The sequence below is a fragment of the Flavobacterium sp. genome (genome assembly GCF_028689845.1).
Taxonomy (GTDB): domain Bacteria; phylum Bacteroidota; class Bacteroidia; order Flavobacteriales; family Flavobacteriaceae; genus Flavobacterium.
The window spans coordinates 159,840-171,879 of sequence record NZ_JAQVCH010000001.1; the positions used below are offsets into that span (position 1 = coordinate 159,840).

Sequence of the window (12,040 nt, forward strand, 5' to 3'; positions counted from 1 at the left end):
GCTACTTTTTTTTAAATTAGCAGTAGATTTGACCCTCTTTTATCAAGTGATTCATTTTATGAACGTTAAATCCATTCTTCTTTTTTCGTTACTTTTTGGTTTTATTTCCTGTCAAAAAACAGAAGAATATACTGATGTCATTGCTTTGCAAAATGCAAAAGGCCAATTTGTGGGTAATGCATCCTGCGTGGGTTGTCATCAAAATGAAGTAAATGATTGGTCCGATTCTAATCACGCTAAGGCGATGTTAGAGGCGAATGAAAAAACGGTATTAGCCAATTTTGACAATGCCGAATTAAAACGAAACGGACTCGTTCATAAAATGTACAAAAAAGGAAATGCCTTTTTTGTATTAACCGATGGCCCAAATGGTGTTTTGGAAGAGTTTGAAGTAAAATACACTTTTGGTTATCATCCTATTCAACAATATTTAGTAGAATTTGAAGGCGGCCGATTACAAGTGCTTTCACTTACTTGGGATGTGGCTAAAAAAGAATGGTATTATATGTCTGATGAAGTGTATAAAAACTTTAGTATAGACCATGAAAACTGGTTACATTGGACAAACCAAGCCTATAATTGGAACGGCATGTGTGCAGAATGCCATACCACGAATTTAAAAAAAAATTATCATCCTGAAACCGATTCTTATAAAACCACTTGGAGTCAGTTGAGTGTAAGTTGCGAAGCTTGCCACGGTCCAGCCGAATACCACTTAAAATGGGCATCTACTAAAGATAAAGACATTGCCAACTATGGTTTTGTCAAAAAATTTAAAGACAGTGATAACCATTCACAGTTAGAAACCTGTGTGCGATGCCATTCCAGAAGAAGTATTTTTGGTGATTATGACTACGCTTGGACCGAAACACATGAACACATGACCATCGGCACAGTGGGTTCACCCAACTATCACAGTGATGGTCAAATTAAAGAAGAAGATTTTGAAATCGGTTCTTTCATGCAAAGTAAAATGCATGAAAATGGTGTAAAATGCTCTGATTGTCATAATGTTCATTCCGGAAAAGTTAAATTTCAAGACAATCGCTTGTGCACGCAATGTCATGAACCTGCTGATTATGATTCAAAAAAACATCACTTTCATGACAAAAATAAAGGCGGTGCTTCTTGTGTAGATTGTCACATGCCGGGTCAATATTTTATGGGTCGTCATTTTAGAAGAGACCACAGTCTTCGTATTCCAAGACCTGATATTTCTAAAGTAACCAATGCTCCCAATGCCTGTACTGCTTGTCACACCGATAAAACTGTTGATTGGGCAATTGAAAACACCACCAAATGGTACGGTCCAAAAGCACAAGACCATCACGGATTTACGTTTCATAAGGCAAATTCGCAAGATCCAGCAGCAGTTGGTGAACTCAAAATAATCATTAACGATGAAAAGAAACCCCTCATTGTTAGACAAACAGCGATGGATGTGTTACGCATCAATTATCCGGGACAAGCCCAAGCTATTTTAAACCCGTTTTTATCACATCAAAATGCAGCTTTGCGATTTCAAAGTGTTTTTAATTCTCGCTTTGAGGACTCTAATAGCAAAGAAATTCTCGCTTTATTAAAAGATCCGATTAAGGGAGTTCGAAATACTGCTGCAATTAAAATAGCAGAAAACAAAACATTATTACCCTCAGACTATCGCACATTATTTGAAAAAGAAATCAAAGAATACGTAGCTGTTCTAACCTATAATAGTGATTTTCCGGATGCTAAACTCAATTTAGGAAATTACTATTACAGTCAAAATAATTATCCAAAAGCAACAAATTATTACCAGCAAACCATTGCTCAGGATAAGGAATTTATGCAAGCCTATTATAATTTGGCCTATCTCTACGGCGAAACAAATCAAAAGAAAGAAGCTGTAGTTGTTTTAGAATCGTATCTTCAAAAAAATCCAAAAGACAAACAAGCCCTGTTTGATATAGGTTTATTAATTGCAGAATATGGCGATTATGATAAAGCTGTTATCTATTTAGAAAAGGCAAAAGCGACTATTAATCCTAATGATAGAATAACGTTAAACTTAGCAAAGATTTATGCCTATTTAGACCAAAAACCAAAGGCGGAACGTTATTTTAAAGAGTTAGTTCAAAACTTTCCACTAATTGAAGAATATGATGTAGAGTTATTTCAATTTTACATCACCAATCAAAATATCGAAAAAGCAAAGCAAGCAGCTATTCAAATTTTGAAAAAATACCCAAATTTTAAGGAACGAAGTGTTTTAGAAAGCTTTATTCAAGGAAATTTACCAAAGAACGAAAAATAAAAAACGAAAAAACAGCTAGTTAAAAGCATCTGTTTACCTTTGTTGCTTTAGCAATTGAATTGACATGTCATTTTCCTATCCCAAACACGAAAAACTAAAAAGCAAAAAGCTGATTGATTTACTTTTTGCAGAAGGAAAATCGGTTTCTAAATATCCGTTACGGTTAGTTTATGTCCCTGTCGAGCTTGAAAACGACGAGAAAATTAAGTTTGGCGTTTCAGTTTCTAAAAAACATTTTAAGAAAGCCGTTGACCGTAATTATTTCAAACGAGTATTGAGAGAATGTTATCGGTTAAACAAAGCTCTTTTGTTAGATAACTTAGAAAAGCCATATGTCATGATGTTTTTTTATCAATCAAAAGACAAGATGTCATTTACAGAAATGAATGAAAAAACGAAATTGCTTTTTGAAAAATTTCTGCTTGAAATTCAAAAATAAAAGTGGTTCAATTCTTGTTGTACGATTTTTGATGATTTTTCGTTTTTAATTGTAAATTCCTGTTGTTATGAAAATAGTTCTTGCTTATCTATCGTTTTTGGTGCTTCCGCTGATGTGTGGCGGAAATCCCAATAGTAATGTTTATGACTCCGAAAATGCCGTTGAAGACATTGCTGTCGCTTTGGAAGAACCGAAAAGTGTGGAAAATTTTGAAGTAGAAACCGAACAAAAAATCATAAAAGAAAGTACGCTTCACTTTGAAACACAAGATTTGCAAGCAACCTATCAACAAGTAACTTCGGCGATTGTTAAACATAAAGCCTTTTTGCAAAGCGATACAGAAGGCAAGGATTACAACTCGATTTATCGAAATTTAACGGTTCGGATTCCAACTGCGGCATTTGATGCTTTTTTAGCCGATATCGGAAAAGGAGTCGCTTATTTTGACCGAAAAGAAATTTCTGCCAAAGACGTAACGGCCGAATTTATCGATATTGAAGCTCGTCTAAAAGCTAAAAAAATCTTAGAAGAACGCTATTTGGCTTTATTGCAAAAAGCGAACAAAGTATCGGAAATTCTTGAAATTGAAAAAGAATTATCTATCATCCGTGAAGAAATTGAAGCCAAAGAAGGACAATTAAACTACTTACAAAATCGGGTTTCATTGAGCACGGTGAATATCGAATTTTATAAAAAAGTAGCCCAATCAGAAGACGCCACGGTTTCTTATGGCTCAAAAATGTGGAATGCTGTAAAATCGGGCTGGAACGGAATTTCGAGTTTCTTTATCGGATTACTTCATATTTGGCCATTTATCCTTATTTTAGTGGCCTTAATCTTTGTGATTAAACGTCAATTAAAAAAGAAAAAACAATAAAAAACATGTTCAAAAAATTAAAAAAACGCTATATAATCCCGGTTTTCTTATCGCTATTTTTATTTGTCGGAGTCAGTTTTAAACAGGATTTTTTTGAAATTGCCAAACAAATCGAAATTTTTACCAACTTGTTTAAAACCGTCAACATGAATTATGTAGACGAAACCAATCCAGCAGACATGATGGATAAGGCCATAAAAAGCATGTTGGCCGATTTAGATCCGTATACCAACTATTTTAACGAAGCCGATGTGGTTCGTTTTAAAATCAACAATACAGGTGAATATACAGGCATTGGTGCCATGATTACTCGAAAAGAAGGAAAAATTATCATCAAAGAACCGTATAAAGATTATCCAGCCGATAAAGCCGGTTTAAAAGCGGGTGATGAGATTATTCAAATTGGCGATATCCAACTTAAAGATTACAAAGAAGATGCTTCTGCTTTGATGCGAGGAGCAAAAAATGCTAAAATAGAAGTGAAATTTCTTCGTCAAGGAAAACCAAACACGACTACCCTAATTTTAGACGAAGTAGAAGTAAAAGCGGTTCCGTATTTTGGAAAAGTAGACGAAAAAACGGGCTACATTGTGCTTTCGCAATTTAATCGAAAAGCAACTTTTGAAACACAAGCGGCTTTATTAGAATTAAAATCACAAGGAGCAGAAAAAATCATTTTAGATTTACGGGGAAATCCAGGTGGATTACTTAACGAAGCGGTAAATATCTGCAATCTTTTTGTCCCAAAAGGCGAAGTAATTGTGACTACCAAATCGAAAATAGAAAAACACAACCAAACCTATAAAACGATGCGTGAACCTATCGATTTAGATATTCCGTTAGTGGTTTTGGTAGATGGAAAAAGTGCTTCGGCGAGTGAAATTGTTTCGGGAGCTTTACAAGATTTAGATCGAGCCGTAGTGGTTGGAAGCCGAAGTTTTGGAAAAGGCCTTGTGCAACGCCCGTTAGATTTAACGTATGGAACACAAGTTAAAGTAACCATTTCTAGGTACTATACTCCTTCTGGTCGATGCATTCAAGCCTTAGATTATTCTAAAAAAGATTCCGAAGGAAAAGCCATAAAAACCGACGCCAAAAACTACAACGCTTTTAAAACAAGTAAAGGACGAACGGTTTATGACGGTGGTGGTATTCAACCCGATGTAGAATTAGAAGAAACCAAGTTGAGTGCTATTGCAGAAGCATTGCAAAAAAACGATGCGATTTTCAACTTTGCAACGATTTATTATTTTAAGAATCCCTCGCTTGGCACAAAAATTCCAACGCTTACCGATGGCGATTTTGCTGATTTTAAAGCTTATTTAAAGAAAGAAAATTTTTCGTTTGATACCGAAACCGAAAAACAACTCAAAAAAACCTTTGAATTAGCCGAAAAAGAAAAAATAGACCAAAATATCAAAACAGAATATGATAATTTAATGACTGCTTTACGTAAAAGTGAAGAAATTCAACTGAATAAAAATCAAGCAGAAATCAAAGAATTATTGCTAGACGAATTGATTAAACGCTACCAATACAAAGAAGGATTGTATCATTATTATATCCAACACAATTCGGAGGTAAAAAAAGCGACTTCGCTTTTGGCCAATCCAAGTGAGTATAACAAACTACTTAAAAAATGATAAAATCTAGTATCGCACTTGTTGTATTTTTGATTAGTTTTCCGCTTTTTGCTCAAGAAGAACTGGTACAATCTATTTATTTTGACACCAACAAATCGGATGTTGAAGCGAGACAAACCAATTTACTCGTTGATTTTATCAAGAAAACGGATAGTATTCGCATTGAGAGCATTCAAATTTTTGGTTATTGTGATGATGTAGGAAAAGACGAATACAATCGGAAATTATCGACGGAACGAGCAGAAAATGTTAAATCTGAAATTATCGCGAATGGCATTCGCAATAAAATTATTGTGACTATTGAAGGCAAAGGCCGCATTTTAATTGAAGATGATATTGTAGACAATTTACCCGAAGTACGTTCTAAAAACCGACGTGTTGATGTAGTGATTAATTTATTGCCCATTCCGGAAGAAGACTTGAAGATTCCGGGTGTTTATGCAACGTTTAACAAAGATAATATTGTGGGCGACCGCATTGTGTTATCGGATATGCTTTTTGAACGAGGTAGCAGTACATTAACCGTAAAATGTAAAAACGAACTAGACAAAATGGCCAAATTATTAAATCGGTATAAAAACTTGCATATTGAAATTCAAGGTCATGTTTGCTGCACACCGCCCAATCACAAAGAGGCAATTGACAAAGCGACCAAAAAACGTAAATTGTCTCAAAACCGAGCAGAAAACGTTTATAAATATTTGATTACCAAAAAAGTATCTAAAGATCGTTTAACGTATAAAGGCTATGGCAATACGGTTTCATTAGGAAAAGGGCCGGAATTAGACAGAAGAGTGGAGTTGGTGATTACGAAAAAGTAAGATTCAAACTTACCATACTACAAAAAGAGCAGGTTGTTTTTTGAAACCTGTAGATTTCGTTTATAAAAATGTAATTTTAAATTTATCTAGACTTTTGGGTGCAGCCAAAATGTAAAAGTTAAAAAAAACAGTGTTAAATTAGACATTTATAAGTCGAACTATTTATCTGTTTACGCTCTTCTGAACCTTTGAGACTTTTGTATGCCCACGTTTAAACAAATGAGTATCTTTGTACTAGGTTTAAAAATCATTTGAAATGAGACGAATCTATACGTTACTTAATGTAGGATGCTTTACTGTTTTTTTGTTATCTTATTGCAATGAAGCCGCCGGAAAAATCACAAAAACTTTGGATTGTCGATTTGTGTGTAATTTCAAAAAATCAACAAAATTTACATTTCTGATACTAGTCGCCTTTTTGGGACAACTTTCTTGTACGATTGATAAAGTTGAACACAGAAAAGTGCTAAAGTCTTATGATAACGGCCAATTAATGCAAGAACTAGTTAAATATAAAGAGAACGATACCTTGGTTGAATTCACCTATTTTTTAACAGGCCAATTGAACCAAAAAAGACAGCTGCTCAATGATCAACGAACAGGTTGGTCATACATTTACACAAAAAATGGGGAGTTACTTTTTCAAGAGCACTACCTAAATAACATGTTAAACGGTGAGTTCAAAGCTTTCTATCTGTCGGGTCAGATTTCAAGAATAGAGCATTATCGAGATAATAAAATGATAGATACCTCGACTTATTTCCTTAAAAATGGAGAGGTGGAAAAGAAAATCACTTTCCTTGCTCCTTGTGAAATTGGTTCATGTGAATGTAATCAAAATGTGGTCGTTTATGAAAACGGCAGCAAAGTTTATTCTTATGAAGTTAATAACGGAATAAAATCAAAAAACCAAACGGTCTATGACCAAACGGTGTATCAGAACCTTATGGGTATTATTGCCCAAGAAGCTTTATTTGAAAAGGGAGAGTTGCTATTTAGAAATCAATGTGGGACATGCCATAGACTTAAAAATCAACCCGTTGGTCCCGCACTTAGTGACTTTTCAAAGACAATTACTACGGATGAATTAGCAGAAATTTTAATCGGAAGTAAAGGTCATCCTGCAAGCAAAATAACCGAGGAAGAAACTGCTGCAATAATTGAATATATTCATAAACACTGTTCTTAAAAAGACATAACGCGTGTTTTTATAGTTATTAAAACTAGATTTACTTTTTCTTCATCTCAATATGCGGAATAGCATCTTCAAGATATTCATCGCTCGTGCGAACAAAACCAACATTTTCATAAAATTGCTGCAAATACAATTGAGCCGAAATGGTTATTTGGGCTTCATTTAAAACGGTTGCGGTTGCCCGAATAGCTTCATTCATTAAATCATAGCCCCATTTTTTGTTACGGTAGATTTGTTTCACTAGAACACGTCCGATGGAAGCTTCTTCAAAATAATCACCCGGTTTAAAAATGCGTGCATAAGCCACGAGTTCTTCACCAAACATGCCTAATACGTGAAGGGCCTTTTCATCTTTACCATCTATATCTAAATAAACGCAATTTTGTTCCACCACAAAGACTTCGCTTCGTAGTTTCAGCACTTCATATAGTTCGCTTAACGAAAGTTCGTTAAATCGCTTTATTTTGAATTTTATTTCCATAAAAAAAGGAAGTCTGCACTTCCTCTCGATTTTTTATAATAATTTAATCGACTTGATAATCGATTCTAATTCGTGCATTAAATCTCTTTTAGCTTGTGATGGATTATAACAAAATCCTTCAATTACTAAAAAGCGGTTATTTTTTTTGTCTTTGATCGCATAATTGATAAATGGTCCCGCCATAAAATCATTTTTCAATTCCCAAGTTCCTTTGGTTTCGTATGTTTTTTTACCGTTTAAGTTCACAGTCGAAAAATAAGGTGAATAGGCTGCTTCTGTAATCATAAACGTATTTGGCAAGGTTCCTTCTATGTGTTTTTCGCCTATCGAATCCCGCATGTGAATGATATTCAACAAGGTGTTTTCGTCTTTTTCTATGGTCGTAATCGGCACTTCATAAATTAAAATACTTGAATTTCCTGAGGTAAGTTCTTTTCGAATCCAAAAGAAATTTTTCTCTTCAATAATATACCGATAAGCCGTTGGTAGTTTTAAACTGGCTTTAAATGTCTTTTCAATTTTAGTATCGTTTAATAAAGATTTGTTGATTCGTCGTTGGTTTTCGGCAATATCCGTTTGTTTGAATTTGGCAATAATTTCATCTGAATGTTCTTCTAAAAGTTTTAGGATTTCAGAAATAGTAGAGCCCGAAATATGAGCCACATTTTGTGGTTTGGCAAATTCGTCTTTTTTTAATGCAAAGCCGTTATCTTCGTTTTTTAAAACCACCAAAATATTACGACTATTCGTCATGAAACCTTCAAATAGATTTGGTGCATATTGTTTGATAGTAAACAATGGTTCTTCTTGTGGTAAACCATCTACGGGAGCGGCAAATTTATTTCGAATGCTATCGCCTACTTCCCCATTCCACAATTGGTTGTCAATAATAACTGAAAGATGGTTGATTTTTCCAGACGAATCTTTATAAGCTGTTCCTGCGTTTTCTTCTTTACAAGAAATAAAAAAAAGAGCCACTAAAAAGAGAGAAAACATTTTTTTCATGATAGTCGATTAAGTGGAAATACTAAAAATTATCCGCTAATTTTCAATTTCATTCCCGGTTGGATGTTACCACCGCTAATACCGTTCCACTTTTTTAAGTCGGATACCGTAACGCCCTTAATTTTTTGAGAAATGCTATATAATGAATCACCTTTTTTAACCGTGTAGGTGTTTTCTTTCTTATATGTGATGTGTTTTTCTACTTTTGAATTTTTTACTTCGACAACAATTTCTTCTTTTTCAGGTTGCAAAATTCGAAGCGTACTGCCGGTTAAAATAGAAGAATCATCTAGTTCATTCCATTGTTTTAAATCTTCTAAAGAAACCTCATATTTTTTGGCGATGGTACTCAAGTTATCACCACTTTGTACAATGTATTCTTCAAAATTCTCAGTGGGCAGATTTGAAACAATTAAACTCGTTCCTAATTTGATGTTGTCATCCTCTAAATTATTCCATTCTTTTAAGTCTGCTTTTGTAACCTCATATTTTTGAGCAATAATAGAAAGGTTATCTCCTTTTACTACTAAATGGGTTTTTGCAGTATCTTTAATTTTTGCAGCTTTAGTCTTTATCGAATCGGCAGAAGCCACAACTGTTTTCGGTTTAACTTCCTCTTCTTTTTTAGGAGCCACGACTACGCGTTCTTCAGTAACAATTTTTAAGCTTTTTCCGGTGGTGATGGTATTAGAACGCAAATGATTCCATTTTTTTAGTTCTGCTACAGAAACGCCATATTTATTAGAAATAAGCCCTAACGATTCCCCTCTTTTTACTTTATGGTATTTTGTTTTAGAAACAATTCCTGTGTTTTGAGCAACATCCGAAGAAGAATAAGGTCTTTCTCTTTTATCAAACTCATGTGCAGCATAAGCATAAATTTGACTTTCATTGGAAGTAAAAACAGCTATTTTGTCTAATGGGAGTCGTAAATAATGATTTTTATTAGCTTGATAAGGAACTAAATCTCTTTTGTATTGCGGATTTAAAAACCGAATTTGATCTTCAGAAATACTCAACAAATCAGACAGCTGCTTAAATGTCATTTTGTTTTTTACCATGATGGTATCGGTTTCAAAATGATTGACAATCGGCTTATTCGGTTTAATTCCATGTTCTTTATGGAATTCAAAGACATACATCGTTGCAATAAAAGCAGGCACATATCCTTGTGTTTCTTTTGGTAAATAGGGACGAATATTCCAATAATTCTGTTTACCGCCTGAGCGACGAATTGCTTTTGATACATTTCCTGGACCTGCGTTATAGGAAGCTAAAACCAAATCCCAATCGCCAAAAATAGCATACATATTCACCATATATTGACACGCCGCTTCGGTTGCTTTAAGCATGTCGCTACGTTCGTCTGTATAAGTAGTAATGTCTAAATTATATTGTTTTCCGGTGGCATACATAAACTGCCATAAACCTGTTGCTCCTGCTTTAGAAACCGCTAACGGATTTAAAGCCGATTCCACAACCGCTAAATATTTTATTTCTAATGGCACATTATATTTGGCCAATGACTCTTCGAATATTGGAAAATAATATTGCGATAGAGCCATTAAACGTTCATAAGCTCTACTTCTGTTTTTTAAATAGTGCTTGATAATGTTTTCTAAGCCTTGGTTATATTCAATATGAAAAGCCGATTTATCATCAAGAATCTTTAAACGTTGTTTTAATAATTCGGTAGAAAGTTCATAATCAACTTTTGTATCAGGATTCAAATTTTCAATATCTGCAATCATTTCATTATATAAATCCTGATTGCTCAATTCGGTCATCCATCGTTCGTCTACACAACTTGCAATTTCATGCTTTACAAACGTTTGCTTAATTGAATCAAGGTAAGAAAGCTTAACGTCTGCTGATTCTTTTATGCTAACCACCGTGCTTTCTTGAGCATAAGTCAAGGAAGAAAAAAGGAACAAGGTGGCGAATGTGGTATTTCGTAAATTCATTGGTTTAAGTAATCTTTTATTTATCAAGTCTTTATACGCATATGCAAACATAATTATATACAACGATAACTGTTGTTTATTTATTGTTAAAAGTGATTTTATTCTAAAATTGCCGCAATTCCTGGTAGCGTTCTTCCTTCTAACATTTCTAACATCGCTCCGCCACCAGTAGAAACATAGCTCATTTTGTCTTCTAAGCCAAATTGTTTTACTGCCGCGACAGAATCGCCGCCGCCCACTAAAGAAAATGCTCCATTAGCTGTTGCTTCTGCAATATATTGACCTAAAGCAATGGTTCCGTGTGCAAATTTTTCCATTTCAAAAACACCTAACGGACCATTCCATAAAATGGTTTTTGAGTTCATAATGACGTCTTTGAAATTTTCTAGCGACTTTGGACCCGCATCTAAACCTTGCCATCCGTCAGGAATTTCTCGCACATCAATCACTTGGGTGTCCGCATCATTAGAAAATGAATTGGCGGCAACCACATCCATTGGTATATGAACTTGTACGTTTTTTTCTTTCGCTAAATGCAAAATATCTAAGGCCAATTGTAATTTATCATCTTCACAAATAGAATTTCCGATGGATCCGCCCAAGGCTTTAATGAACGTAAACGTCATTCCTCCACCAATAATCATGTGGTCTACTTTGTCTAAAATATTTTCTATTACTGTAATTTTCGACGATACTTTTGATCCTCCTAAAATTGCAGTAACGGGTTTTACACTATTGTTTAATACTCGATTTAAACTGTCAATTTCTTTAGCCAAAAGCAACCCGAAACATTTATGATTTGGAAAAAACTGAGCGATAATCGTAGTAGAGGCATGAGCTCGGTGAGCTGTTCCAAAAGCATCATTGACATAAATATCACCTAAAGAGGCTAGTTTTTTAGCAAATTCCACGTCACCAGCTTCTTCTTCTTTATAAAAACGCAGGTTTTCAAGCAGTAATACTTCGCCTGGTTTTAAGTTTTTAGCAGCATTTTCTGCTACTTCGCCTATGCAATCGGCTACAAATTGAACTGGAACGCCTAGGACTTCACGCACGGAATCCACAATATGTTTTAAAGAATATTTTTCTTCTTTTCCTTTTGGTCTTCCTAAATGCGACATTAAAATAACGCTACCGCCATCGGCTAAAATTTTATCAATCGTAGGTTTTGCTGCTTCAATGCGATTGGCATCGGTCACTTTAAAATTTTCGTCTAAAGGCACGTTAAAATCAACTCGGATTAAGGCTTTTTTATCTTTAAAGTTAAAATCAGAAAGGGTTTTCATGTTTTATATTTTTAAGTCGTTTGTCTGTATTTTTTA

At 34.4% G+C, this 12,040-nt stretch carries 10 protein-coding genes; 6 read left to right on the forward strand and 4 right to left on the reverse strand.

Translation table 11 applies throughout. The annotated features are described in order from the left end of the window. The first annotated feature begins 58 nt into the window (after nucleotides 1–58). The 6 genes from PHR76_RS00590 (at nucleotide 59) to PHR76_RS00615 (ending at nucleotide 7,262) form a co-directional block, all read left to right on the forward strand. Nucleotides 59–2,293, forward strand: a complete 2,235-nt coding sequence (locus tag PHR76_RS00590; protein WP_300057194.1) for a tetratricopeptide repeat protein — start codon at nucleotides 59–61, stop codon at nucleotides 2,291–2,293. Between the two features lie 64 nt (nucleotides 2,294–2,357). After that, nucleotides 2,358–2,732 carry a ribonuclease P protein component gene (rnpA, locus tag PHR76_RS00595; RefSeq protein WP_300057196.1) on the forward strand — a complete coding sequence of 125 codons (375 nt, stop codon included), beginning with the start codon at nucleotides 2,358–2,360 and terminating at the stop codon, nucleotides 2,730–2,732. Between the two features lie 67 nt (nucleotides 2,733–2,799). Beyond that, nucleotides 2,800–3,609 carry a DUF4349 domain-containing protein gene (locus PHR76_RS00600; protein ID WP_300057198.1) on the forward strand — a complete coding sequence of 270 codons (810 nt, stop codon included), beginning with the start codon at nucleotides 2,800–2,802 and terminating at the stop codon, nucleotides 3,607–3,609. A gap of 5 nt (nucleotides 3,610–3,614) precedes the next feature. Beyond that, on the forward strand, nucleotides 3,615–5,252 hold the full coding sequence (locus PHR76_RS00605) for a S41 family peptidase (RefSeq protein WP_300057200.1): 1,638 nt from the start codon (nucleotides 3,615–3,617) through the stop codon (nucleotides 5,250–5,252). Further along, nucleotides 5,249–6,073, forward strand: a complete 825-nt coding sequence (locus tag PHR76_RS00610) for an OmpA family protein (RefSeq protein WP_300057202.1) — start codon at nucleotides 5,249–5,251, stop codon at nucleotides 6,071–6,073. The genes PHR76_RS00605 and PHR76_RS00610 overlap by 4 nt, the downstream gene beginning before the upstream one ends. A 256-nt stretch (nucleotides 6,074–6,329) precedes the next feature. Next, nucleotides 6,330–7,262 (forward strand): c-type cytochrome, encoded by a 933-nt coding sequence (locus PHR76_RS00615; RefSeq protein ID WP_300057204.1) that lies wholly within the window; start codon nucleotides 6,330–6,332, stop codon nucleotides 7,260–7,262. A 40-nt stretch (nucleotides 7,263–7,302) separates the two neighbouring features. Here the strand turns inward: PHR76_RS00615 and PHR76_RS00620 are convergent, their stop codons facing one another. The 4 genes from PHR76_RS00620 to PHR76_RS00635 form a co-directional block, all read right to left on the reverse strand. Further along, entirely contained in the window at nucleotides 7,303–7,749 is a 447-nt protein-coding gene (locus PHR76_RS00620; protein ID WP_300057206.1) for a GNAT family N-acetyltransferase, read from the reverse strand. A 33-nt stretch (nucleotides 7,750–7,782) separates the two neighbouring features. Continuing rightward, nucleotides 7,783–8,754, reverse strand: coding sequence for a DUF4837 family protein (locus PHR76_RS00625; protein WP_300057209.1), 972 nt, complete (start codon nucleotides 8,752–8,754; stop codon nucleotides 7,783–7,785). A 29-nt stretch (nucleotides 8,755–8,783) separates the two neighbouring features. Beyond that, the gene (locus tag PHR76_RS00630; RefSeq protein WP_300057212.1) at nucleotides 8,784–10,718 is read right to left on the reverse strand and encodes a LysM peptidoglycan-binding domain-containing protein; all 1,935 of its coding nucleotides are present in this window, start codon (nucleotides 10,716–10,718) and stop codon (nucleotides 8,784–8,786) included. Nucleotides 10,719–10,816: 98 nt separating this feature from the next. Beyond that, on the reverse strand, nucleotides 10,817–12,004 hold the full coding sequence (locus tag PHR76_RS00635) for a phosphoglycerate kinase (RefSeq protein WP_300057214.1): 1,188 nt from the start codon (nucleotides 12,002–12,004) through the stop codon (nucleotides 10,817–10,819). Nucleotides 12,005–12,040 lie beyond the last annotated feature (36 nt).